The organism is Mycobacterium simulans (assembly GCF_900232995.1).
Taxonomy (GTDB): Bacteria; Actinomycetota; Actinomycetes; order Mycobacteriales; family Mycobacteriaceae; genus Mycobacterium; species Mycobacterium simulans.
The window spans coordinates 663,706-688,852 of the sequence record NZ_OCVX01000005.1 but is presented as its reverse complement, the minus strand read 5'-3'; the positions used below and the strand labels follow the sequence as shown (position 1 = coordinate 688,852).

Sequence of the window (25,147 nt, the reverse complement as noted above, 5' to 3'; positions counted from 1 at the left end):
CATGCCGCTATGTCATACACGTGGGATGCGTCGGCGCGGATTGTTCTAACGCCGGACCTATGCGGCGTGATGCGGGTCCTGGGCGGCCCCGGAACGGGCAAGAGCAGCCTGCTGGTCGACGCGGCGGTCGCCCGCATTGCCGCCGGTGTCGATCCGGAATCGGTTCTGCTGCTTACCGGTTCGGGACGACTCGGCATGCGGGCGCGCAGCACGCTAACGACGGCGTTGCTGCGATCACGTGGCGCCGGCCCCTGCCGTACCGCGGTCCGCGAGCCTCTGGTACGCACCGTGCACAGCTATGCGTACGCGGTCCTGCGACGGGCCGCCGAGCGCGCCGGTGACGCGCCGCCGCGACTGGTCACCAGCGCCGAACAAGACGCAATCGTCCGGGAATTGCTGGCCGGTGACCTCGAAGACGGGCCGGCTGCGGCGGCCGCGTGGCCCGCGCATCTGATGCCCGCGCTGAGTACCGCGGGCTTCGCCACCGAACTGCGAAACCTTTTGGCGCGCTGCGCTGAACGCGGCGTGGATCCGCTGGAGCTGGACAGGGTGGGCCGCCGGTGTGGGCGCCCGGAATGGAGCGCCGCCGGCCAATTCGCCCGACAGTACGAGCGAGTGATGTTACTGCGGGCGGCGGTTGGGACGGCGGCACCGCAGGCGAGCGCACCGGCCCTGGGTGCCGCCGAACTGGTGGGTGCGGCTTTGGAGGCCTTCGCGGTCGATCCTGAGTTGCTGGCCGCCGAACGCGGCCGGGTCCGAGTCCTGCTGATCGACGACGCCCAGCAGCTCGATCCGCAGGCGGCCCGCCTGATCCGGGTGCTGGCGGCGGGCGCCGAACTGGCACTGGTCGCCGGAGATCCGAACCAGGCGGTGTTTGGTTTCCGCGGCGGCGAGCCCGCCGGGTTGTTGGCCGATGACAGTCGGTCGGTGACGTTAACGGTGTCGCATCGCTGTGCCCCCGCCGTGGCGCGTGCGGTCAGCGGCATTGCGCGGCGTTTGCCCGGCCGCAGCGTCGGTAGGCGGATTGAGGGCGCCGGACCCGAGGACGGATCGGTTGTGGTGCGCCTGGCTTCCTCCGCGCACGCAGAGGCGGCGCTGATTGCCGATGCGCTGCGGCGTGCGCATCTCATCGATGGCGTGCCGTGGTCGCAGATGGCCGTGATTGTGAGGTCGGTGCCGCGGGCTGCCGCGCGGCTGCCGCGCGCGTTGGCCGCCGCTGGGGTTCCGGTGGCGTTGCCCGCGATTGGCGTGGCACTGTCCGAGGAGCCGGCGGCGCGTGCGCTGCTCACGGTCCTGGCGGCGACGGCAGACGGGCTCGATGGCGACCAGGCGCTGACCCTGCTGACCGGGCCTATTGCGCGCGTCGACCCGGTCTCGCTTCGTCAACTGCGCCGCACACTGCTGCGTGCCCGGGACGACTGCGCGCCGGGGAAATTCGGCGACCTGCTGGTGGCGACGCTCACCGGCGACGCGCGGGTGTCGGGTGCCCAGTCGCGCCCGCTGCGCCGGGTGCGTGCCGTCCTGGCCGCGGCGGCTCGCTGCCATCGGGAAGGACTGGATCCGCGGTACACGCTATGGGCGGCGTGGCAACGGTCCGGTCTACAGCGTCGTTGGTTGGCGGCCAGCGAGCGCGGCGGCCCGGCCGGCGCGCAGGCCACCCGGGACCTGGAAGCGGTCACCGCATTGTTCGATACCACCGATCAGTATGTGTCACGCACGTCCGGCGCGTCGCTGCGCGGCCTCATCGAGCACGTCGCGGCATTGCAGTTGCCAAGTGTCAGGCGCGAGCCGGTATCGGAGACTGAACAGGTCAAGGTGCTCAGCGCGCACGCTGCGCTCGGGCACGAGTGGGATTTTGTGGTCATCGCCGGACTGCAAGATGGATTGTGGCCCAACACGATTCCGCGTGGCGGTGTGCTGGGCACCCAGCGGTTGCTCGACGAGCTCGACGGTGTCACCGCGGATGCCTCAGCGCGTGCGCCGCTGCTGGCCGAGGAGCGTCGCCTACTGGTGGCTGCAATGGGTCGGGCTCGGCAGCGTTTGTTGGTGACGGCGGTCGACAGTGAAACCGGTGCGAGTTCGCTGGAAGCATCGCTGCCGTCGGCGTTCTTCTTCGAGATCGCGCAGTTAGCCGAAGCTGACGGTGAACTTGCTGCCGTGCAGCCAGTTTCGGCGCCGCGGGTGTTGTCCGCGGCGGCGGTGGTGGGGCGGCTGCGCGGTGTGGTGTGCGCGCCCGACGGCGCCGTAACCAAGGAGGCTCGCGGTTGTGCGGCAAAGCAATTGGCCCGGTTGGCCAAAGCTGGTGTCCCGGGCGCCGATCCAGTCGGCTGGCACGGCCTGATCCCTGTCAGCACCACGGCTCCGCTGCGGGCTAGCGACGATCTCGTCACATTGACACCATCAACCTTGCAGACTCTCACCGACTGCCCGCTGCGCTGGCTGGTCGAGCGGCACGGGGGTACCAATGCCCGCGAGCTTCGGTCAACTGTCGGTTCGGTAATGCACGCCCTGATCGCCGACCCGACCAAGAGCGAATCGCAGCTGCTGGCCGAGCTGGACCGGGTGTGGGAGCACTTGCCCTTCGGCGCGCAGTGGTATTCGGCCAACGAGCTTGTCCGACACCGCGCCATGATCCGGGCATTCGTCGAGTGGCGGGCGGAGTCTCGTGGTGAGCTGACCGAGGCCGGCGTCGAGGTCGACATCGACGGAATCCTCAAGGGACTCGGTAAGGACGGCGGCGACGTTCGGCTGCGCGGCAGGGTTGACCGGCTCGAACGCGATGCCGCCGGTCGACTGGTAATCGTCGACATCAAGACCGGCAAGACACCGGTCAGCAAGGACGACGCCCAACGGCACGCTCAGCTGGCGATGTACCAACTGGCTGTCGCCGAAGGCCTGGTGGCGGCCTGTACCGACGTTCGTGAGCCCGGCGGCGCCCGCCTGGTCTATCTGGGCAAGACCGGGGCCGCCGGCGCCACCGAGCGTGAGCAGGATCCGCTGACCCCGGCCGCTGGTGACGAATGGCGCCACCTCATCCGGCAGGCGGCCGACGCGACAGCCGGGCCGCAGTTCGTCGCGCGGCGCAACGACGGTTGCTCGCATTGTCCAATCCGGTCGTGCTGTCCGGCCCACGCCGACGGGTCAACGCGGTGACCGGGCCTGCTGGTGGTGACCCGCTGCGACCGGCTGGGTCCGATGGTGGCGCGCCGCTGTTGCGATCATCGCGGGCAGCCGTGCGGTATAGCCCGTCCGAATTAGCTTGTGCGCTAGGTCTTTTCCCGCCCACCGATGAGCAGGCCGCCGTTATCGCCGCGCCGCCGGGGCCGCTGGTCGTCATTGCGGGAGCGGGAGCCGGCAAGACCGAGACGATGGCCGCCCGAGTGGTGTGGCTGATCGCCAACGGCTACGCCGAGCCCGAACAGGTGTTGGGACTGACGTTCACCCGCAAGGCCGCTGCCCAGCTGCTACGCCGCGTCCGGTCCCGGCTGGCCAGGTTGGCCGGCATCGGCTCGGCGGCAGCTGGTCCGGCGGCCGGGTCTCCGACGGTCAGCACCTACCACGCCTTCGCCGGCTCACTACTTCGCGACTACGGCCTGTTGCTGCCGGTAGAGCCCGACACGCGGCTGCTCAGCGAGACCGAGCTGTGGCAGTTGGCCTTCGATGTGGTGAACGGGCACGGCCCGGGGCTGCGCACTGACAAGACCCCGGCGGCGGTTACCTCAATGGTGCTGCGCTTGTGGGGTCAGCTCGCCGAGCATCTGGTGGACACCCGGCAGCTCCGCGATACCCACATTGAGCTGGAACGGTTGGTCCACACCCTGCCGGCAGGCCCCTACCAGCGGGAGCGCGGCCCCAGTCAGTGGCTGCTGCGGACGCTGGCCACCCAGACCGAGCGTGCCGAGCTGGTGCCGTTGCTCGACGCCATGGCCGAACGCATGCGTGCGCAGAAGGTGATGGACTTCGGCTTGCAGATGGCGTCAGCCGCACGGTTAGCCGCAACATTCCCGCATATTGGACAGGACCTGCGGAACCGCTATCGGGTGGTGTTGCTCGACGAGTATCAGGACACCGGGCACGCCCAGCGCGTCGCGCTGTCCGCACTGTTCGGCGGTGGAGTCGATGACGGGTTGGCGCTTACCGCGGTCGGCGACCCGGTTCAGTCGATCTACGGCTGGCGCGGTGCCTCGGCCACCAACCTGCCGCGGTTCACCACCGACTTCCCGTTGTCCGACGGGACCCCAGCACCGGTCCTGGAGTTGCGCACCAGCTGGCGCAACCCGCCGCGAACGCTGCATGTGGCCAACGCCATCTCGGCCGAGGCGCGGCGGCGATCAGTCGCCGTGCGCGCCTTGCGCTCACGACCGGATGCCCCACCGGGAACCGTCCGCTGCGCCCTACTGGCCGACGTGCAGGCCGAACGCGAATGGATCGCCAACCATTTGCACGGGCATTACCGGCGGGCCCAGGTTGACGGCGTCAGACCACCCACCGCGGCGGTGCTGGTGCGTCGCAACGCGGACGCCGCGCCCGTCGCCGAGGCCCTGCGCGCCCGTGGAATCCCGGTTGAAGTCGTCGGGCTGGCCGGTCTGCTGTCGGTTCCCGAGGTCGCCGACGTGGTTGCGATGTTGCGACTCGTCGCCGCCCCGATGGCCGGCGCGGCGGCGATGCGGGTACTTCCCGGTCCACGGTGGCGGCTCGGTGGCCGGGACCTCGCGGCGCTGTGGCACCGCGCCCAAGCTTTGGCTGGGCGATCCTGCACAACTGGGCCAAGCGCACCGCCGTCGCCCGAGTCGGTCGCGATTGCGGCCGACTCGGATGCCGACACGCCGTGTCTTGCGGACGCCATTTGCGACCCGGGTCCGCCAGACCGATATTCGGCGGCGGGGTTCGAGCGCATCGGTGCGCTGGCCGGCGAACTGAGCGCCCTGCGCGGCCATCTCGGCTACTCCCTGCCTGACCTGGTCGCCGAGGTGCGTCGGGTATTAGGCATCGACTGCGAGGTGCGCGCTGGGGTGGGGGTTGCAGGGGAGTGGGCCGGCGCCGAGCATCTGGAAGCTTTCGCCGACGTCGTAGCGGGCTACGCGGAGCGCGCGGGTGCGGTGTCCCACGAATCCTCGGTAGCCGGCTTGCTCGCCTACTTGGACGTGGCCGCGGTGGTGGAGAACGGGTTGGCGCCGGCCGAGGTAGCCGTCTCCCGCGACCGGGTCCAGGTGCTCACCGTGCACGCCGCGAAGGGTTTGGAGTGGCAGGTGGTGGCGGTGGCACATCTGTCCGCCGGGGCGTTTCCGTCGACCGTGTCGAGGAGCAGTTGGCTCACCGACCCCGGTGAGCTGCCGCCGCTGCTGCGAGGTGATCGCGCCTCGCCAGGCACGCTGGGGATTCCGGTCCTGGACACCTCGACCGTTCTCAATCGAAAGCAGTTGTCGGACAAGATCTCTGAGCATCGTCGCCAGCTCGATCAGCGACGCGTCGACGAGGAGCGCCGGCTGTTGTATGTGGCCGTCACGCGGGCCGAGGACACATTGCTAGTGTCCGGTCATCATTGGGGTGCCACGGGGATCAAACCGCGGGGGCCGTCGGATTTTCTGTGCGAGCTCAAGGACGTCATCGACAGTTCAGCCGCGGCCGGCGATCCCTGCGGGGTCATCGAACAGTGGTCGCCAGCCCCGGCCGATGGTGACCGAAACCCATTGCGTGACAATGTCGTCGAAGCAGTTTGGCCGGCCGATCCGTTGGCCGCGCGTCGCCGCGACGTCGAACGCGGGGCAGCGCTGGTGGCCCAGGTGATGTCGGCGGACGTGACTGTCGCCGGTGCAGATGTAGACGGTTGGGTCGCCGATGTCGATGCGTTGCTGGCTGAGCGTGCCCGTGCGACGCAACCGCCCGACCAAACTCTGCCAAGCCAGTTGTCGGTCAGCGGGCTAGTGGAGCTGGCACGCGACCCCGCGGGCGCCGGACAGCGCCTGAGGCATAGGCTGCCGACACGTCCGGGCCCGCATGCGTTGTTGGGCAATGCTTTTCACGCCTGGGTCCAGCGGTTCTATGGTGTCGAGTTGCTGTTCGATCTGGGCGACCTTCCTGGTGCCGCGGACTCCGACGTTGGCGACACGGAGGAGTTGGCCGCGTTGCAGGCGGCATTCACTCGGTCGCGGTGGGCGACGCGCACTCCGGTCGCGGTCGAGGTGCCGTTCGAAATGCCCATCGGCGATACCGTCGTGCGCGGGCGCATCGACGCGGTCTTCGCCGACCCCGATGGCGGGGCCACCGTCGTGGACTGGAAGACCGGTGAGCCGCCGCGCGGGCCGCTAGCCATGCGTCAGGCCGCCGTCCAGCTCGCTGTCTACCGGTTGGCGTGGGCCGCTCTGCGCGGATGCCCGGAATCGTCGGTGCGTACCGCGTTTCACTACGTCCGCACCGGAATCACCGTTGTCCCCGAGGAACTGCCCAACCCCCAGGAGTTGGCAGCGCTGCTGGCTGACTCCGGCCGTCCTGCCGCCGTCTGAGCGTGGTTACATTTGTCTCGTGCGTAGGTTATGCGCTGGGATTAGGCCGATGACGGATCGTTGTGGGCAACGTTAAGTCGCGGCACTTGAGCGGTCTGGATCAAACGTTGACCGCCCAGCCCAGTTATGCGCTTGTCGGCGTGCTGCGGATTCCGCAGGGGCGGGCCGGTCCGGCTCGCATCATTTCGCGGCGAGTGGCCATCGCCCTGGTGGCGTTGTTCATCGCTGCGATGGCCGTTTACGTCGATCGCGACGGGTACCGAGACGCCCAAGGCGATCAACTGTCATTTCTGGATTGCCTGTACTACGCGGCGGTGACCCTATCGACGACCGGCTACGGCGACGTCACGCCCATCTCTGAATTCGCGCGCGCGATCAACGTCTTGGTCATCACGCCGCTGCGCATCGCGTTCTTGATCTTGCTGGTCGGTACGACGCTTGAGGTTGTCACCGAAACGTCTCGTCAGGCACTGAAGATCCAGCGTTGGAGGAGCAGAGTGCGCAACCACACCATCGTCATCGGCTACGGGACCAAAGGCAAAACAGCCGTCGGCGCCATGCTCGGTGACGAGGCAGTCCCAGGTGAGATCGTCGTCGTCGATACCGATCGGGCGGCTCTCGAGCGCGCGGCGGCGGCCGGCCTGGTAACCGTGCACGGTGATGCCACCAAGTCCGACGTGCTGCGGCTCGCCGGGGCTCAGCATGCCGCCTCGATCATCGTTGCCGCCAGCCGCGACGATACTGCCGTGCTGGTCACGTTGACGGCTCGGGAAATCGCGCCTAAGGCCAAGATTGTCGCGTCCATCCGCGAAGCCGAGAATCAGCACCTGTTGCGACAATCGGGCGCGAACTCGGTGGTCGTCTCATCGGAGACCGCTGGTCGGCTGCTGGGCATCGCTACCACCACGCCCGGCGTGGTGGAGATGATCGAGGATCTGCTTACTCCGGATGCCGGGCTGGCCATCGCCGAACGTGAGGTGGAGCAGCACGAGGTCGGCGGGTCACCGCGGCACCTGCGCGACATAGTGCTCGGCGTGGTGCGCGACGGCCATTTGCTGCGGATCGGTGCGCCCGAGGTTGACGCCATCGAGGCCAGCGACCGGTTGCTCTACGTCCGCCAAGTGGGGCCGTAGCGGTGGCGATCGCAAGCGCCGTGGCGGTCGCGAGTGCGGCGAACCTGGGCGTAGCGGGTCGCCACTGTTGGGGTCAGCAGCCGGGCGCAGCTGGACGCCACCGAAAAACGCGGTATTAGCCGTGGAGTTTCAGTTGCGAAGCATTCCGCTGCTGTCGCGTGTCGGCGCCGACCGGGCCGATCAGCTGCGGACCGACGTCGAAGCGGCCGCCGCCGGATGGGCGGAGGCGGCACTGCTACGCATAGATTCTCGAAATCAGGTGTTGGCCGCCGATGGTCGGGTAGTGCTCGGCGAGGCCGCCGCGCTGGGCGACAAGCCGCCGCCGGAAGCGGTATTTTTGGGCCGCATCGAGGGTGGACGCCACGTGTGGGCGATCCGTAGTGCGCTGGAACCGCACGAGGATCCCAACATGCGGGCCGAGGTGGTAGACCTACGCAGGCTCGGCCGGATCATCGATGATACGAGCGGCCAGTTGGTGTCGTTGGCAACGGCATTGCTGAACTGGCATGACAGCTCCCGATTCAGCGCGGTGGATGGGACGCCGACGAAACCGGCCAGGGCCGGCTGGTCACGCGTCAACCCGATCACCGGCCGAGAAGAATTTCCGCGTATCGACCCGGCGGTGATCTGCCTGGTTCACAACGGCGGTGATCGCGCGGTGCTCGCGCGTCAGGCGGGGTGGCCACAACGGATGTTCTCTCTGCTGGCCGGATTCGTCGAGGCCGGCGAGTCGTTCGAAGTCTGTGTCGCCCGGGAGATCCGTGAGGAAATCGGCCTGACCGTTCGCGATGTGCGTTATCTGGGCAGCCAGCCCTGGCCCTTCCCGCGCTCGCTGATGGTTGGTTTCCATGCGTTGGCTGACCCGGATCAGAAGTTTTCGTTCAATGACGGCGAGATCGCCGAGGCCGCCTGGTTCACCCGAGAGGAAGTGCGCGCAGCGCTGGAAGCTGGCGATTGGACCAGCGGAGCGGAGTCGAAACTGCTACTGCCCGGGTCGATTTCGATCGCCCGCGTGATTATCGAATCCTGGGCGGCGCACGACTGAGGGGGGCGTGCCGCTACTTGATTCGTTCGGTGATGGCCTGCAGGACGTTCGTCGCGATCCGCTCTGCTGGTTCGATGCCCAACACGCCGACGGAGATCAACACCGCATTCTTCACGCGATACAGGTGGCTCCAACCCTGGTCGGTGATCCTCAGGGTGGATGAATCCGGTTTGTCCAGGGTGAAATCGTAGTTAGGGTCGTGCAAGGCGATACATGCTTGCAGCGACGACTCCAGCTGATCGAGCGCTTGGCGCGCCGCATGCGAGTCTGGGTAGATCGCAACGGCCTGGCTGACTGAGTCGATCATCGCGGGCCCGCCGGGCTCTAGGTCGTCGGTCACCCCGCTGTAACCGGCGCTACGAAACTCCAACCAGCCACTGGCGAAGGTGACATCGCTAGTTCCCGCTGCCCGGCAGGGACCCGGTGCGTTCAAATCTCCCTGTGGCGGATGGCGCAAGTCAGAATGCACCTGTGACGTCAGCCGGTCATAGTTGGCGATGCGCCGCACATCGTCGAGGCTGACGATCAGTGCATCGGCTCCTGACGGAGGCGCGGTAACGGTCTGCTTGGCAGCTGGGCTGTTATGCGAGCACGCCGTGATCGTGACCGCAGCACAGCAGACGATCAAAGCCGACCGGCAGGCCCGGGCAACAGCGATACCGATCATTAATAGCCGTTTTCTGCGGACTGCCGTCCGCGGTCGATTTGGCGTTATCGTACCGACGGATTTCGCCGAAATGTGTGCAACCGGCCGTGTAGGTCCAGGTACCGAGATTCCTACCCGGCCAGCTTCGCTTTGACTTCGCCCGCGCTTGGATTGGTCAGCGTCGACCCGTCGGCGAACTTCACCGTCGGAACCGTCCGGTTGCCTCCGTTGACCGAGCCAACGAACTCCGCGGCCACGGCGTCGTGTTCGATGTCGATCTCGTCGTATGGGATCCCGGTGGCCTGGAGCGCCGTCTTGAGCCGATGGCAGTAGCCACACCATGACGTCGTGTAGATGGTGAGCGCAGCGTTGGTCATAGCCCGTTAACCTAACGTGACAGCGGATCATTCCGGCACCGGCGGTGCGAAACGGCGTGGCGACACGCCCGCTTTGTCGGCGACCCCTGCCAGTATGAAAGCCAAGATGGACGCCATGCCAATGGTCGCAGACCCGTTGACCGCAGGGCTGGACGACGAGCAACGTGAAGCCGTGCTGGCTCCGCGCGGACCGGTGTGTGTGCTCGCGGGTGCCGGAACAGGCAAGACCCGCACCATCACGCACCGGATCGCACAGCTGGTCGCCAGCGGACATGTCGCCGCGGGGCAGGTGCTGGCGGTGACATTCACCCAGCGTGCGGCGGGGGAGATGCGCAGCCGGTTGCGGGCGCTCGGTACCGCGTCTCGGACCGGTGCCAGCGTTGGCGCCGTGCAGGCGTTGACCTTTCACGCCGCCGCACACCGTCAGCTGCGGTATTTCTGGCCTCGGGTGGTCGGTGACATCCGCTGGGCGCTGCTGGACACCAAGTTCGCTATCGTCGCTCGAGCCGCCAGTCGTTCCCGGTTGAATGTCAGCACCGATGACGTGCGGGATCTCGCCGGCGAGATCGAGTGGGCCAAGGCCTCGCTGATCGGCCCGGAGGAATATGCGGGCAAAGTGGCGGCCGTCAGCCGGGACATCCCGTTGGACGCCACCAAAATCGCAGACGTCTACGCCGCGTACGAGGCGCTCAAGGTCCGCGACGAAAACCTCGCCCTGCTCGACTTCGATGACCTGCTGCTGCACACCGCGGGGGCGATCGAAAACGATGCAGCGGTGGCCGACGAGTTCCGGGACCGCTACCGCTGTTTCGTCGTCGACGAATACCAGGACGTCACCCCGCTGCAACACCGGGTGCTTGCGGCCTGGTTGGGCGATCGAGACGACCTAACCGTCGTCGGCGACGCCAACCAGACGATCTATTCGTTCACCGGAGCCTCACCGCGCTTCCTGCTCGACTTCTCGCGGCGGTTCCCGGACGCCACGGTGGTGCGCCTAGAGCGCGACTATCGGTCCACGCCGCAGGTGGTATCGCTGGCCAACCAGGTGATCGCGGCGGCCCGGGGTCGTGTCGCGGGCAGCAAGCTGCAGCTCGTCGGCCAACGCGAGCCCGGCCCGGCGCCGTCGTTCCACGAGCATCCCGATGAGGCCGCGGAAGCCGCCGCGGTGGCTGCGTCGATCAGCCGGCTGATCGAATCCGGTACTGCGCCAGCCGAAATCGCCATCCTCTATCGGGTCAACGCGCAGTCGGAGGTCTACGAGGAGGCGTTGACCGAGGCCGGCATCGCCTATCAGGTCCGCGGCGGCGAGGGGTTTTTCAACCGTCAGGAAATCAAGCAGGCACTGCTGGCACTGCAGCGCGCTTCTGAACGCGGCGCCGAAGGTCCCTTGCCCGAGGTGGTGCGCGGCGTCCTGGAGCCGCTGGGCCTGACGGCCGAGGAGCCCGTCGGCACCCGCGCCAGGGAGCGCTGGGAGGCGCTCCACGCGCTTGCCGAGCTGGTCGACGACGAGGTGGCCCAGCGTCCGCAGCTGCAACTTCCCGGGTTGCTGGCGGAGCTGCGGGCCCGCGCCGACGCGCGTCACCCACCGGTTGTCCAGGGCGTCACGCTGGCCTCGCTGCATGCTGCCAAGGGCCTCGAGTGGGATGCGGTATTCCTGGTCGGATTGGTCGACGGCACATTGCCCATCTCGCACGCGTTGGCGCACGGCCCCGACAGCGAGCGGGTCGAAGAAGAGCGCCGACTGCTCTATGTCGGAATCACCCGAGCCCGAGTGCATTTGGCGCTCAGCTGGGCGCTAGCGCGCGCCCCCGGCGGGCGTCAGAGTCGCAAGCCGTCGCGGTTCCTGAACGGCATTGCGCCGCAGACGCGGGTCGAGCCACCGAGCAAGTCCCGGCGCAGCCGAGGTGCGGCGACCCGGTGCCGGGTCTGTAACAACGCGCTGACCACGCCGGCCTCGGTCATGTTGCGGCGCTGCGAAACATGCGCCGGCGACGTCGACGAGGAGTTGCTGTTGCAACTCAAGGCATGGCGGTTGGACATGGCCAAGGAACAGAAGATGCCGCCCTACATCATCTTCAGTGACAACACTCTGATCGCGATCGCCGAGATGCGGCCCACCGATGACGCGGCGCTGATCGCGATCCCGGGGATCGGCGCCCGCAAGCTCGAACAGTACGGGCCAGACGTATTGGAGTTGGTTCGACAATCGCGCTGAGTGACAAACGCGCAGGTCAGAAAATCGGTTGTCATCGCCCACGGTGACCGTTTACCCTCGATAGCGCATTCCGCCAGCTGTAGCTGAAGGCTGGACTCCGGGTAGGCAACACGAGAGGAGGGTCGCCACGATGATCAACGCAAACGCGTTCGGTGTAGGCATGGCGGCTTCTCTCTTCGCCGCCCATGTCGCCCATGCCGCCGTGCCGGCGGCAGCGGTCAAGCACCGTGTCGCCGCCGCGACCGAAGTGTCCGTGCATCGAGGCTCCACGTAACTACGTAACCAGCCCACTCGATGGCCACGGACCGGACGTCACAAGGATCCGTGGCCACAAATTTTGGGTCGATCACCACCAACCTGGTCCGGATCACTGAAAAGGACAGCCACCAGACCAGGAAGCAGGTGAACAGGACATGTCGGCACCGACAGTCCCCAAACAGACGCGCCGGCCCGACCACCAGCTGGCGTTGCCCTGTCATGTCGGCGATCCCGACCTGTGGTTTGCCGACACCCCAGCCGACCTCGAGCGCGCCAAGACGCTCTGCGTCGATTGTCCCGTCCGGCGCCAGTGCCTGGCCGCGGCACTCGAGCGGGCCGAACCCTGGGGTGTCTGGGGCGGCGAAATATTCGAGCGGGGATCAATAGTGAGCCGCAAACGTCCGCGCGGACGTCCACGGAAGGTCGCTGCTTAGGTCTAGACGACCGCTGTATCGGGTTCTGCGAAACCCGGGATCAGCTCTTCGGACAGGGCTTTGATCGGTACATGCGCATCCAGCTGGCACAGCATCGCGGCGACCGACGCGATCACCCGCATCGGAAGTGCGAGCTTGGGCGGTAAATCCATTTGCCGCGCCGTGCGGATCTGCGCCACCGAGCGGTCGATCTGGCTGACGGTCATTCTCTGCAACCACTTGCGGGTGTAGTGGAAGACCTCGACCTCGATGGGTTCGACATACTGGCGCAGCATCTCGTCGATCTCGCGGACGGACACCTGTTGTCCTCGCTGGATGAACCCGGCCTTCTCCATCGTCGGCAACAGCAGGTCGTAGTTCTTGTCGCGGGCCAAGCGAATGGTCATTCCGAGCTCGACCGGATAGCCCCCCGGCAAGGGCGCCACGGCGCCGAAGTCGATGACGCCCATCCGGCCGTCGGGCAGCAGCATGAAATTTCCCGGGTGGGCATCGCCATGCAACATCCCCAACCGGCGCGGCGCGTCGAAGGTGAGCTCGAGTAGCAGCGTGCCCATCAGGTCGCGCTGTTCGGGTGTCCCGTGGCGAATGATTTGCGACATCGGCACGCCGTCGATCCACTCCTGGATCACGACCTTGGGGGCGCTCGCCACAATGCGCGGCACCAAGAAGCGTGGGTGGCCTTGATACGCCTTGGCGAAGGCGCGCTGGTTGTCGGCTTCCAGCCGGTAGTCGAGCTCCATCTCGGTGCGTTCAATCAGTTCGTCGACCACGCCCTGGACGTCGGCGCCCGGCGAGAGCTGTTTGAGCACGCCGACCATGCGTTGCATGGTCTTGAGGTCAGCACGAAGTGCCTCGTCGGCCCCCGGGTACTGGATTTTGACGGCAACGTCGCGGCCGTCGGACCACACCGCCTTGTGCACCTGACCGATGCTGGCCGAGGCCACCGGGGTGTCCTCGAACGAAGTAAACCGCTCGCGCCACTTGGTGCCCAGCTGAGCGTCGAGCACCCGGTGCACCTTGTTTGCGGACAGCGGCGGGGCGTCTTTCTGCAGCTTGGTCAGTGCCTCGCGGTAGGGCTCGCCGAACTGCTCGGGAATGGCGGCTTCCATCACTGACAGCGCCTGGCCCACCTTCATTGCCCCGCCCTTAAGCTCGCCCAAGACGGTGAAGAGCTGGTTGGCGGCCTTCTCCATCAGCTCGGCACTGACCTCGTCTTTCGACTTTCCAGTGAGCCGCTTACCGAAGCCGAGTGCTGCCCGGCCGGCCATGCCGACCGGCAGGCTGGCGAGTTTGGCATTGCGGGCCGCACGGCCACGCTTGATGTCTGTCACACGACCATCATCCATGACGGGTTGTTCCTCCGGGCATCGATCTGGCAACAACCGTTTTCATGCCCGCTGGCGCACGCCGTCCGACCGGCGAGATCGCCGTCCGACAGACCACCAGACAGATATGTAGTCTCTTGCAGGTCACTCATCGAAACCCACGTCCGGAGGGTGGACCGCAAGAAACCATGTCAGCAAAATCAGCGCAGCACGACGCCGCCGAAGCCCTCTTCAGGGCGCTCATCGAAACGCTGGACAAGCACCGCAATGACCGCACCTTGACCCCAGGAGTGCTGGACGATTTGGCCCGGGCCTACGCGTCCGTCTCCACGAACGTGCCGGAGCAAGGTCGACTGGGCTAGCAGGCATCACGGAGGGGCGTCAACACGAGCACAGCGGGTGCTTGGTCCACTGCCGCGAGACGATGGAGCCGGCGTTGAGGTCGAACTCCAGAGTGGCGTTCAACGCGGACGGTGGATCGGTCGCGGTTTCCTCCCCGCGTACGGCTGCGATCACCCGGTTGACCTGGCTGAGTGCCAACGCCGCGGTCGCTAACAGGGTGGCCCGGTCGGCCACTCCGACGGTGTCTCGCAATTGGGCCGCGATCGCCGGCCACGCGGCGTCGCGGTCGCTACGGTGCAGGTCCGCGCAACTCAGGCAGCTAGTGACACCGGGAATGACCAGCGGTCCGATCAGCCCGGTACCGTCCCGAACCCGAACGGGAAGATGCGGCACGCCGTCGCTGTGCAGATCCCTAACCAGGCGCGGATCGGCAACCAGGTAATCCGACAACACCACCAGGTCCACAGCGGTGTGAGTCACCGCAGCATGAGGTTGGCTGCTGTGTCCAATCCGCGCCCCAGAGCGGCGCAGAGCCTGTATGAGCAGGTCGGACAACGGCCCGCGACCATGCACCCGGATCGACGCCGACCGGGCCGCGGAGTCCCGGTGTCGGCGGTTGGCTACACCGGCGCCGACCAGTTGCGCGACGAGATCGGCCAGGTCGTCTCCGTCCACCAATCCGCGGTCGGAGGCTTGGCGCTGCAGCTCGGCTAGTGGCATCGGTGATCGCATGGACCGCAGCAGTGCGGCCAAAGCCGCCGCGGTCAGACCGCACGGTGGACGGACCAGCACGGCGCGGCGGGGATCCCAGCCCACCTGTACAGCACCGTCCGGACGCAGCAGCACCGGCATCGCAGGATCTAACGAATAGGAGGCGGGCTTTAAGGAGGAGGTAGCCCGAGGCATGACCTGACACTGTGCCACGCCAAGCCTGGCCGCCCGGCTCAGTTATCCACAGGGCCGTCTTCGTCTTCGTTGCCGTCGTCGTCGCGGTCCTGCTCGAGTAGGGCGATCGCCTCGTCAATGCCGCTGGTGTCGCCGCCGATAACCCGGTCGATGAACCCGGCCGGGTCATCGAGATCCTCGGCGTCGGGCAGCAGGTCCGGGTGCTGCCAGACACCATCGCGGGCGTCCATACCGGCCGCCTGTGTTAGCCGCTCCCATAGCGAGCCGGCCTCGCGTAGCTTGCGTGGCCGCAGCTCCAAGCCCACCAGGGTCGCGAATGTTTGCTCGGCGGGGCCTCCGCTGGCCCGGCGCCGGCGAAGCGTCTCGCTGAGGGCGGCGGTGCCCGGAATCCGCTCACCCAGCGCGTCGGTCACCACCGTCTGAACCCAGCCCTCGATCAGAGCGAGCAGCGTCTCGAGTCGCTCGAGTGCCTGTGTTTGCGCCGGCGTCGCTTTCGGCTCGAATACACCTTGGCTCAGCAACTGTTCCATGGCGGCAGGATCGGCCAGCGAGGCCGGGTTGAAATCGCGGGCCAGCTCCTCGATCCCGGTCATGTCAATTTTCATGCCCATGGCGTAGGCCTCGACGGCGCCCAGCAGCTGGCTGGACAGCCAGGGAACATGGCTGAACAGCCGGTGATGCGCGGCTTCGCGGGCGGCCAGGAATGTCAAGATCTCGCTGCGCGGCTGCTCGAGTCCCGAGGCGAACGATTCGACGGCATCCGGAAGGACTGCGCCGATCCCCTTGGGGCCGAGCGGCAGACCGATGTCGGTGGACGTCAGCACTTCGCGAGACAACCGGCCGAGCGCCTGGCCTAGCTGCGACCCGAACGCAATGCCGCCCATCTGCGACATCATCGACAGCAGTGGCCCTGCCATGCTCTTGGCCTCTTCCGGCAGCGACGACGCCCATACCGCCGAAATCTGCTGGGCCATGGGGTCGCACAGCCGCTTCCAGGTCTCCAAAGTGTTGTCGACCCAGTCAGTCGGGCTCCAGCCCAGTGCCTTGGTAGTGCCGGCGGGTATTGCGGTCACCCCATCGAGCCAGGTCTCGGCAAGGTGGACTGCGTCGGCGATGGCAGAGTTGGTCGTGGCCGGGATGGGTGCGATGAACCCGATCGAGCTCGACGCGACTTGTCGGGCCAAGTCGTAGTTGACCGGACCCGAAGCTTTGCCCGCGGCCATCGCGGTACCGACACCGCCGAACATTTCACCCAGACGGGTGAACAGCTGCCCTAAGTCGGCCATGTCGAATTCCCCGCCTTGACCGAACGGGTTAGCGCCCGAGCCCGAGCCAGGATCGTTCTTGCCGCGTTTGTCGCGGTCGGGGTCCTCTCCGGAGGAGAAGCCGAACGGCAGGTCACCCATAACCCCAACGGTACCCACCGGGCCAACAGAAAGCGCGAGGCGCCGTCACGCTCGCAGCTGAATGAGCCTGGGACAGGTCCGTCTAGTGTATGCGGCGTGAACAGGCGGATTTTGACCTTGATGGTCGCGCTGGTGCCGATCGTGGCGTTCGGTGTGTTGCTCGCGGCGGTGACAGTGCCGTTTGTGTCACTGGGCCCCGGACCAACGTTCGACACCCTCGGCGAGGTGGACGGCAAGCAGGTAGTCCAGATCGAGGGAACCCAAACCCACCCGACCTCGGGTCACCTCAACATGACGACGGTGTCCCAGCGCGACGATCTGACCCTGGGTGAGGCACTTACCCTGTGGCTCTCGGGTCAAGAGCAGCTCGTGCCGCGGGATCTCGTGTACCCGCCGGGCAAGTCGCGTGATGAAGTTGATAAGGAAAACAACGCGGACTTCAAGCAGTCCGAGGACAGCGCCGAGTATGCGGCGCTGGGATATCTTAAATATCCGGAAGCCGTCACCGTCGCCACGGTCACTGACCCCGGTCCGTCGGCCGGCAAGCTGAAGGCCGGCGATGCCATCGACGCCGTCAATGGCACTCCGGTGGCCAACGTCGAGCAGTTCACGGGGTTGCTGAAAAAGACGAAGCCCGGCCAGGTGGTGACGATCGACTTCCGGCGCAAGAACGAGCCGGCCGGCATCGCGGAAATCACCTTGGGCACCAACAAGGATCGCGACTACGGCTTCATGGGCGTCGCGGTGCTTGACGCGCCATGGGCGCCCTTCGTCGTCAACTTCAACCTCGCCAACATTGGCGGACCCTCGGCCGGATTGATGTTCAGCCTGGCCGTTGTCGACAAGCTCACCACCGGAGACCTGGTCGGGTCGACGTTTGTCGCCGGCACCGGCACGATCAGCGTCGATGGCAAGGTGGGGCCCATCGGGGGGATCACGCACAAGATGGCCGCCGCTCGCGCGGCCGGTGCCACGGTGTTCCTGGTGCCCGCCAAGAACTGTTATGAGGCGAGCTCCGACGACCCGCCGGGCTTGCGGTTAGTGAAGGTCGAGACCCTCAGCCAAGCGGTGGACGCGTTGCACGCTTTGCGGTCCGGGGCTGCGACGCCAAGTTGCTAGCCCGGCGACGTGCGGGCTGACGATGCGTACAGTTGTGACCATCGGGAAGACAGAGCAGGGAGCGTAGCTAGTGGGAATGCGGCCCGCCGCAAGGATGCCGAAGTTGACTCGGCGCAGCCGGATTCTGATCCTGGTCGCACTTGGTGTGATCGTGTTGCTGCTCGCTGGCCCACGCCTGATCGACGCCTACGTCGACTGGCTGTGGTTCGGCGAGCTTGGCTATCGCTCGGTGTTCACCACCGTGCTGGTTACCCGCATCGTGGTGTTCCTGGTGGCCGGGTTGCTGGTTGGCGGCATCGTGTTCGGTGGGCTCGCGCTGGCCTACCGCACTCGCCCGGTTTTCGTTCCCAATAACGACAGCGATCCGGTGGCGCGGTATCGCGCCGTGGTGCTGAGCCGACTGCGGCTGGTGGGCATTGGAATCCCGGCGGCGATCGGCGTGCTGGCCGGCGTCGTGGCGCAGAGTTACTGGGTTCGGATCCAGCTGTTCATCCACGGCGGCGACTTTGGGATCACAGATCCACAGTTCGGCAAGGACCTCGGCTTTTACGCATTCGAGTTGCCGTTTTACAGGCTGGTGCTCACCTATCTGTTCGTCGCAATCTTCCTGGCATTCATAGCGAACCTAGTGGCGCACTACCTCTTCGGCGGCATTCGGCTGTCCGGGCGCACCGGCGCGGTGAGTCGTTCGGCGCGTATCCAGTTGGTCAGCCTGGTCGGCATCCTGGTGCTACTGAAAGCCGTTGCCTATTGGCTGGATCGGTATGAGCTGCTGTCGCATACGCGTGGCGGTAAGCCGTTCACCGGCGCCGGGTACACCGATATCAACGCGGTGCTGCCGGCCAAGCTGATCCTGCTGGCCATCGCGGTGATCTGCGCGGCCGCGGTGTTCTCCGCGATTACCTTGCGGGACTTGCGCATTCCGGCAATCGGTCTGGCGTTGTTGCTGCTGTCGTCGTTGATCGTCGGTGCCGGCTGGCCGCTGATCGTCGAGCAGATCAGCGTCAAACCCAATGCTGCGCAAAAAGAAAGCGAATACATCAACCGAAGCATCATCGCGACACGGCAAGCCTACGGCCTGACGTCCGACGTGGTGACTTACCGCAACTACACCGGCGACGGCCAGGCGACGGCGCAGCAGGTCGCCGCCGATCGCGCCACCACGTCGAACATCCGGCTGCTCGACCCGACCATCGTCAGCCCGGCGTTCACCCAGTTTCAGCAGGGCAAGAACTTCTACTATTTCCCCGACCAGCTGTCGATCGACCGATACCTCGACCGTAACGGCAGCCTGCGCGACTACGTTGTCGCTGCGCGTGAGCTCAACCCCGACCGACTGATCGACAACCAGCGTGACTGGATCAACCGCCACACCGTGTACACACACGGGAACGGGTTCATCGCGTCGCCGGCGAACACCGTCCGCGGAATCGCCAACGACCCGAACCAGAACGGCGGTTACCCCGAGTTTTTGGTCAACGTGGTCGGTGCCAACGGCAGCGTGGTGTCCGACGGTCCGGCGCCACTAGACCAGCCCCGCATCTATTTCGGTCCGGTCATCTCCAACACGTCAGCCGACTACGCGATCGTCGGGAAAAACGGTGCCGACCGGGAATACGACTATGAGACCAGCACCGAAACCAAGAACTACACCTACACCGGCGTTGGCGGGGTGTCGATCGGCAGCTGGATCTCGCGCAGCGTGTTCGCCGCAAAGTTCGCCGAGCGAAACTTCTTGTTCTCCAATGTGATTGGATCAAACAGCAAGATATTGTTCAACCGCGATCCGGCGCAGCGGGTAGAGGCGGTGGCGCCGTGGCTGACCACCGACAGCGCGGTGTACCCGGCGATCGTCAACAAGCGACTGGTCTGGATCGTCGACGGCTACACGACATTGGACAACTACCCCTATTCCGAACTGACATCACTGTCGTCGGCGACGGCGGATTCCACCGAGGTGGCGTTCAACCGCCTGGCCCCCGACAAGAAAGTCTCGTACATCCGAAATGCGGTGAAGGCAACGGTTGACGCCTACGACGGGACCGTCACGCTGTACCAGCAGGACGAGCAGGATCCAGTGCTGAGAGCCTGGATGCGGGTATTTCCGGGCACGGTCAAACCGAAGAGCGATATCACTCCTGAGCTTGCCGAGCACCTGCGTTATCCCGAAGACCTGTTCAAGGTGCAGCGCATGTTGCTGGCCAAATACCACGTGAACGATCCGGTGACGTTCTTCTCCACCTCGGACTTCTGGGACGTGCCGCTGGACCCGAATCCGACCGCGAGCAGCTACCAGCCGCCGTATTACATCGTCGCGAAAAACATTGCCAAGAATGACAATACGGCCTCGTATCAGCTGACCAGCGCGATGAACAGGTTCAAGCGCGACTATCTGGCCGCCTACATCAGCGCCAGTTCCGATCCCGCGACGTACGGCAAGATCACGGTGCTGACCATCCCGGGCCAGGTCAACGGTCCGAAGCTGGCCAACAACGCGATCACCACCGATCCGGCGGTGTCCCAGGACCTCGGCGTGATCGGGCGTGACAACCAAAACCGGATCAAGTGGGGCAACCTGCTGACGCTTCCGGTGGGCGTGGGCGGGCTGCTGTACGTCGAACCCGTTTATGCGTCGCCGGGAGCCAGCGACGCAGCCTCGTCGTATCCGCGACTGATTCGGGTGGCGATGATGTACAACGACAAGGTCGGATACGGGCCGACGGTGGGTGATGCTCTTACCGGGCTATTCGGACCTGGCGCCGGCGCCACGGCGACCGGAATACAACCCACCGACGCCGGTGTGCCGTCGGCGGCACCGCCTGCCAACCCACCGCCGCCGGCGAATGGACCGGCCTCGCCCCCGCCGGCGGCGGTGGTGCCGCCAGCCCCCGATGGTTCGGTCGCCTTGTCACCGGCCAAGGCCGCTGCCATGCAAGAGATTCAGGCCGCGATCGGTGCCGCACGTGACGCGCAGAAGAAGGGTGACTTCGCCGCGTACGGGGCAGCGCTGCAGCGACTCGACGAGGCCATCACCAAGTTCAACAACACCAAGTAGCGTGGCGGGCCGCCGGGCCGCCGGGCCGCGAGCGTGCGTGCCGCTACGCGGCCCGGGCCGCGAGCGTGCGTGTTTGTACAGCGACACGCCGTAAACCCTGACATTTTGCGCACTCTCGCCGAGTGCTACCGGTGCATGAGGCGCGCGACCTCGCCGTAGCGTTCGAAGCGCTCGTGATCGCCAAGTGCATCGCCAAGGGCGTTGTACAGCACCAGGCGGGTCGCGATCCCGGCGTACTTCTCGGTCAGCGCGTCGGCCAACCCGTCCCAGGTCGACTCGGTCGCAAAGACGGCGATGTGCTCATCGGTGATCTGGGCCGCCATGCCGGCGAAGCCCCCGGCCTTCTGCTTCTCGCGAATCCGCGCCGTCGTCCCCTCGAACCCAGCCTCGTCCCAGATGAACGCATAGTTCGGTGTGCTTCCGTAAAAGGCCAAGCTGGCTCGCACCGACTCGCGGTCGTTGTCGCGCTCTTCGTCGCTGTCGCCGACGATCGTCATCGTCGGTACGATCACCGCGACATCCGACGGGGTGCGCGCCGCTTTCGCCACGCCCTCGGCGACGTTCGGCAGGACGTGACGGGTGAGATAGCCGGGCTCGCCAATCGGGTGGACGTGCACGCCGTCGGCGACTTCGCCCGCCATCCGCAGCATCCACGGATTCACCGCTGCGACATCGACTTTGGGATCGGGTGCATCAATAGGTCCCGCGCTCCATTGCGGAGTGAGGAAATCGAGATCGTAGAACTCACCGTGGTGATCAAGTGTCCCGGTTCGGAAGGCGGCGAAACACGCTTTCACCGCAAGGACGTAGTCGCGCATCCGCGGTCCGGGACGGTCGAAGACCGCACCGTAACGCCGCACGACATGAGTGCGCACTTGCGTGCCGAGACCGAGCCGGAACTTCCCGCCGGTTGCTTCCTGGAGCTCCCACGCCGTGGCCGCGGTGACGAACGGACTACGCGGAAATGCCACCGCCACCCCGGTGGACAGCTCAAGGCCCGGTGCGGCCTGCGAGGCAACCGCGGCGTTGAGATACGCGGTGCGGCCGGTCTCGGTAAACAGCAGACCCGAGAACCCCGCGCCCTGGGTTCGACGCGCCAGGTCGCCGATCCGGGCCAGCGGTTGCGGGATCGCCATCACATCGATGTGCATGGCTGCACAGTATGCCCGAAGGGCGGACTGGCACTGTCGGTTTCAGTTGCGAGACGCGGTGCGAAACCTGGGTGCGTGCCGGCACGGTCTTAAGGGCATCGATCAGCGCGGGATCTATTGGCCGGCCGACCAGTTGATCGCCGCCGGCGACCAGGACGGTGTCGGCGGCGTCGATCGACGCAATACTGTGGTAACGGCGAAATGCGTTCCTATCGACGTGGTTACGTCGTGTCCGTTTACGGATGCGATCTCGAGCGAGTAATGCGCACCGAACCGGTTGGCTTCGTCGAACACCTCAGCGGGTCCGGCCGCGTCCAACAGCTTCCCGCCGCCGAAGACGACGATCGCCACGACGCGGGTCGTGTTGGAATTGCCGGCATCGTGATACCTGACACGCCATTGGTTCGTGAGGTCACCGAGTTCATTCGGGACGCCGAAAACGACCTGCTCTTCGACCATTCCCGGCGGGTGTTCCTCTTCGGTGTTCTGCATGGCCGTCGGCTCGGCCTGGAGCTAGACCGGGAGCTGCTCTATGTGGGGGCAATGTTTCACGACATCGGCCTGACAGCGCGCTACCGCAGTTCCGCCCGACGCTTTGAGGTCGACGGCGCCGACGCTGCTCGAGATTTCCTACTGGAACGTGGGTTCGACGAAGCCGACGCCGAGAAGGTGTGGTTGGGTATCGCGTTGGACACGACGCCCGAGGTGCCCGAGTACCTCCAACCCGAAATCGCTTTGTTCGCAGCAGGTGTCAAGACCGACGTGGTAGGTGTCGGTCGCGACGACCTGTCTGCCGAAGCCATCGCCGCGGTCACGGCAGCCCATCCGCGTCCGGACTTCAAGAACCGCATCTTGGCGGCATTCAACGACGGTATGAAGCACCGCCCCGAGAGCACCTACAGAACCATGAACGCCGATGTGCTGCAGCACTTCGACCCACATTCGTCCGCCAGGACTTCGTCGACGTCATCCTGAACAACCCCTGGCCCGAATAGCGCGCGTGCACCACCTTCGCAAGGTGTACACCAAGCTCGATCTCAAAATCACGCAGGGCAGCTCGATTGGGTCCTTTCGACCTGACCGCGATGACTAGCCACCGGCGGGTGCGACGCCATGTGCAACTACGCGCCGCTCGGCGATCGCCTGGAACGTGCTGGAAAGTCTCGGGGTCGGCGGCGTCACCGACGTGTGGATGTCGCAGGTATCGAATGGCACCAACATCGTGGTGCAGATCAACAAGGCCTATCGTGGCCACGCGCAACAGGTGGCGCAGCGCTGTGGGGGACTAGCGGGTTTCCCGATGGTTCTACAAGCACGTCATCGTCGTCGACGAGGATATTGACATCCACGACCCGGAGGCACTCGACGGCCATGGCGTATCGGGTGAACGCCGGCCTAGGTGATATCAGGTTCTATGGGCCAACTCTTAGCTCGCCATTGGATCCGTCGACCCCGCCCGCGAAGGCGAACATGGCCAAGTACGGCAGCGGCGAATGGACCCGGGTGCTGATCGACGCCACCCAAAGCTGGGAGTTCGAAACCTCGGCCGGAGTGGGGTGGCCGCCACTACCCGGCCATCAACAAGATCGCTCCCGACCTGGAATCCCGAATCGCTGCCCGCTGGGACGAGTACGGGATCGGCATCCCTTACCTCGACGACGAGCGGCGAGAGCTGCTGACGATGGATCAGCTGAGCAAGCGCCTGCCGGACGTGTAGTTGCGGGGCGACGGTGGTCGCGAACGCGCGATTTGGTGAGGTTCCCACGCGTTGGGTAACCTTGCGTTTACCGACGCGGGGTGGAGCAGCTCGGTAGCTCGCTGGGCTCATAACCCAGAGGTCGCAGGTTCGAATCCTGTCCCCGCTACCAAAGTTCGAAAGTTCGAGCTTGTGTCCTGATAAATGGGGCACAAGCTCGAACTTTCGATTTTCCGGCCCGGTGGGGTCTCGCGGGGCGAGTAGGCGATCTCCGTGAGTTCCTCGTCGAGGAGCTTCTTAAGGTTCGGGTCGAGCGGACGGTCGAAAAGTGCTGCTGCGACTGCGCATGTTGGACTGCGGCCTTCGCGCGGGCCGCCGTGCCGTCATGGCCTACCTGAACGGAATGGGCGAACAGGTGGCACTTGCCGCCAATTGCTGGCTCGGAAATGGTCATGCAGGTCGAAATACGTCAGTCTGGCCAGCTCGACTTCAACGGCTGTGGTGTCCACGAAGGCCAAGATGCGCGCCCGATGATGTCACCCCTGCTGAACTGCGCGACGATCCGCGGGCCCGCGAGGCGGCTGTTGTCGTACACGGTGGCGTTGTCGGCCAGCGTGACGGCTTGGGCGACAAGCTTCCATAGCCGTCGGTGACGCTCACGGATCTTGGTCTCCGGCACATCATGGCCGTCCGCACGTACGCGATGCCTGACGCGCTCGACCGCCAGGTCCTCGGGGATGAGCAGCACGTGCAGGACCACGGTGTAGTCGGACGCGCGGGCGGCGCCAACGAGCTCGAGCTTCGAGGGGTGCGAGAACACCGTCTCGGCAATGAACGGCCGGCCCAATTCGATGAGCCTTGCGCGGGTATCGGCGGCTACCTGGGCCGCCTCGTAGGCGTGCGGTGCTGGGTCGTTGGGCCAGCGTTGTTTGGCGATTTCGTCGACGTTGACGAAGACGCTGCCGGGCAGCAAGGGCGCCAGCGTAAGGGCGACGAACGTCGACTTGCCGGCGCCGTTAGGCCCGGCGACCAGATCGAGTCGCTTCACGCGCTACGGTGGCGCGTTGCTTTCAAATTCGCGGTCACCGCGTGCCCGCCAGCACGACCGAGGTGCCGTCGGGCCGGTGCTCGACGATGTCACCCGCGTCGTTCAGGGCGACCGTGGTGACGCCCTGCGCAGCGAGCACGTCGCCGTAGTTGGTGCGCGACAAGCTCTCCTCGATGGCAGCGGAGATCTCGGCGTTGAACACCACACCTTCCTCCAGCGTCAGGTCCGTCATCGGCAGATTGCCCGCAAGAGCGGCTTCCACGCGGCGCCGCGATGCCGTCTGCTGGCTCGACACCGCCCGCCCCACCCGGGCCCAATGGTCGAGCTGCTGCTTGGCCGAACGGCTCTGGCGAGCGCCCTCGGCGGCCGCGCTCTCCACCAGATCCGCGGCGACGCGCGTGACGCGATCGGCGGCTTCGGGCATGACGTCACCCCCTGTGTGTAGCGATCTGTTACAGATTGTAGCAAAATGCTACACATTCGATTGC

At 65.9% G+C, this 25,147-nt stretch carries 19 protein-coding genes, 1 tRNA gene and 2 pseudogenes; 13 read left to right on the top strand and 9 right to left on the bottom strand.

Features of this window, described 5'->3' with window-relative positions:
• Positions 1-9: 9 nt before the first annotated feature.
• From MSIMFI_RS21770 to nudC, 4 genes are all read left to right on the top strand, one after another.
• Positions 10-3,153 carry an ATP-dependent helicase gene (locus MSIMFI_RS21770; protein WP_186242017.1) on the top strand — a complete coding sequence of 1,048 codons (3,144 nt, stop codon included), beginning with the start codon at positions 10-12 and terminating at the stop codon, positions 3,151-3,153.
• 59 nt (positions 3,154-3,212) lie between these two features.
• Entirely contained in the window at positions 3,213-6,503 is a 3,291-nt protein-coding gene (locus MSIMFI_RS21765) for an ATP-dependent helicase (protein ID WP_191499130.1), read from the top strand.
• A gap of 62 nt (positions 6,504-6,565) precedes the next feature.
• Positions 6,566-7,636: a potassium channel family protein gene (locus tag MSIMFI_RS21760; protein WP_191499068.1), complete on the top strand. Its 1,071-nt coding sequence runs from the start codon at positions 6,566-6,568 to the stop codon at positions 7,634-7,636.
• A gap of 67 nt (positions 7,637-7,703) precedes the next feature.
• Positions 7,704-8,681 carry an NAD(+) diphosphatase gene (nudC, locus tag MSIMFI_RS21755; RefSeq protein WP_396820537.1) on the top strand — a complete coding sequence of 326 codons (978 nt, stop codon included), beginning with the start codon at positions 7,704-7,706 and terminating at the stop codon, positions 8,679-8,681.
• Positions 8,682-8,694: 13 nt separating this feature from the next.
• Here the strand turns inward: nudC and MSIMFI_RS21750 are convergent, their stop codons facing one another.
• Positions 8,695-9,339: a sensor domain-containing protein gene (locus tag MSIMFI_RS21750; protein WP_224770370.1), complete on the bottom strand. Its 645-nt coding sequence runs from the start codon at positions 9,337-9,339 to the stop codon at positions 8,695-8,697.
• Between the two features lie 119 nt (positions 9,340-9,458).
• Entirely contained in the window at positions 9,459-9,704 is a 246-nt protein-coding gene (gene mrx1 / locus MSIMFI_RS21745; RefSeq protein WP_191499065.1) for a mycoredoxin Mrx1, read from the bottom strand.
• Between the two features lie 115 nt (positions 9,705-9,819).
• Between mrx1 and MSIMFI_RS21740 the strand changes: the two genes are divergently transcribed.
• The 3 genes from MSIMFI_RS21740 to MSIMFI_RS21730 all read left to right on the top strand — a co-directional run bounded on the left by MSIMFI_RS21740 (position 9,820) and on the right by MSIMFI_RS21730 (position 12,611).
• Positions 9,820-11,919 (top strand): ATP-dependent DNA helicase UvrD2, encoded by a 2,100-nt coding sequence (locus tag MSIMFI_RS21740; protein WP_191499129.1) that lies wholly within the window; start codon positions 9,820-9,822, stop codon positions 11,917-11,919.
• 130 nt (positions 11,920-12,049) lie between these two features.
• On the top strand, positions 12,050-12,193 hold the full coding sequence (locus MSIMFI_RS21735; RefSeq protein WP_191499135.1) for a hypothetical protein: 144 nt from the start codon (positions 12,050-12,052) through the stop codon (positions 12,191-12,193).
• A 139-nt stretch (positions 12,194-12,332) separates the two neighbouring features.
• Positions 12,333-12,611 carry a WhiB family transcriptional regulator gene (locus tag MSIMFI_RS21730; protein ID WP_191499064.1) on the top strand — a complete coding sequence of 93 codons (279 nt, stop codon included), beginning with the start codon at positions 12,333-12,335 and terminating at the stop codon, positions 12,609-12,611.
• A 2-nt stretch (positions 12,612-12,613) separates the two neighbouring features.
• Here the strand turns inward: MSIMFI_RS21730 and MSIMFI_RS21725 are convergent, their stop codons facing one another.
• Entirely contained in the window at positions 12,614-13,957 is a 1,344-nt protein-coding gene (locus MSIMFI_RS21725) for a macrolide-binding ATPase MABP-1 (protein WP_191499063.1), read from the bottom strand.
• Positions 13,958-14,124: 167 nt separating this feature from the next.
• Between MSIMFI_RS21725 and MSIMFI_RS21720 the strand changes: the two genes are divergently transcribed.
• Positions 14,125-14,298, top strand: a complete 174-nt coding sequence (locus MSIMFI_RS21720; RefSeq protein ID WP_139828596.1) for a hypothetical protein — start codon at positions 14,125-14,127, stop codon at positions 14,296-14,298.
• A gap of 19 nt (positions 14,299-14,317) precedes the next feature.
• Here the strand turns inward: MSIMFI_RS21720 and MSIMFI_RS21715 are convergent, their stop codons facing one another.
• Together MSIMFI_RS21715 and MSIMFI_RS21710 are read right to left on the bottom strand one after the other, a co-directional pair.
• Positions 14,318-15,184 carry a TOMM precursor leader peptide-binding protein gene (locus tag MSIMFI_RS21715; RefSeq protein WP_191499062.1) on the bottom strand — a complete coding sequence of 289 codons (867 nt, stop codon included), beginning with the start codon at positions 15,182-15,184 and terminating at the stop codon, positions 14,318-14,320.
• Positions 15,185-15,222: 38 nt separating this feature from the next.
• Complete coding sequence (locus tag MSIMFI_RS21710) at positions 15,223-16,608, bottom strand: zinc-dependent metalloprotease (RefSeq protein WP_191499061.1); 1,386 nt, start codon at positions 16,606-16,608, stop codon at positions 15,223-15,225.
• Positions 16,609-16,686: 78 nt separating this feature from the next.
• Between MSIMFI_RS21710 and MSIMFI_RS21705 the strand changes: the two genes are divergently transcribed.
• Positions 16,687-17,709: a YlbL family protein gene (locus MSIMFI_RS21705; RefSeq protein WP_186242027.1), complete on the top strand. Its 1,023-nt coding sequence runs from the start codon at positions 16,687-16,689 to the stop codon at positions 17,707-17,709.
• Positions 17,710-17,779: 70 nt separating this feature from the next.
• Positions 17,780-20,764, top strand: a complete 2,985-nt coding sequence (locus MSIMFI_RS21700; protein ID WP_191499060.1) for a UPF0182 family protein — start codon at positions 17,780-17,782, stop codon at positions 20,762-20,764.
• Between the two features lie 125 nt (positions 20,765-20,889).
• Here MSIMFI_RS21700 and MSIMFI_RS21695 read toward each other — a convergent pair whose 3' ends face one another.
• Positions 20,890-21,915: a TIGR03617 family F420-dependent LLM class oxidoreductase gene (locus tag MSIMFI_RS21695; RefSeq protein WP_191499059.1), complete on the bottom strand. Its 1,026-nt coding sequence runs from the start codon at positions 21,913-21,915 to the stop codon at positions 20,890-20,892.
• Between the two features lie 73 nt (positions 21,916-21,988).
• Positions 21,989-22,266: pseudogene (locus MSIMFI_RS28440) on the bottom strand (DJ-1/PfpI family protein); the annotation flags it as partial.
• An 18-nt stretch (positions 22,267-22,284) separates the two neighbouring features.
• Here MSIMFI_RS28440 and MSIMFI_RS21685 point away from each other — a divergent pair.
• The 3 genes and pseudogenes from MSIMFI_RS21685 (at position 22,285) to MSIMFI_RS21675 (ending at position 23,783) form a co-directional block, all read left to right on the top strand.
• Positions 22,285-22,910: pseudogene (locus tag MSIMFI_RS21685) on the top strand (HD domain-containing protein).
• Positions 22,911-23,053: 143 nt separating this feature from the next.
• The gene (locus MSIMFI_RS21680; protein ID WP_396820554.1) at positions 23,054-23,257 is read left to right on the top strand and encodes a hypothetical protein; all 204 of its coding nucleotides are present in this window, start codon (positions 23,054-23,056) and stop codon (positions 23,255-23,257) included.
• 449 nt (positions 23,258-23,706) lie between these two features.
• Positions 23,707-23,783, top strand: a tRNA-Met gene (locus MSIMFI_RS21675).
• Between the two features lie 297 nt (positions 23,784-24,080).
• On the opposite strand, the gene MSIMFI_RS21670 is transcribed toward MSIMFI_RS21675, so the two are convergent.
• Positions 24,081-24,659 (bottom strand): AAA family ATPase, encoded by a 579-nt coding sequence (locus MSIMFI_RS21670; protein WP_191499056.1) that lies wholly within the window; start codon positions 24,657-24,659, stop codon positions 24,081-24,083.
• A gap of 34 nt (positions 24,660-24,693) precedes the next feature.
• Positions 24,694-25,083, bottom strand: coding sequence for a TA system antitoxin ParD family protein (locus MSIMFI_RS21665; protein ID WP_191499055.1), 390 nt, complete (start codon positions 25,081-25,083; stop codon positions 24,694-24,696).
• Positions 25,084-25,147: the final 64 nt, after the last annotated feature.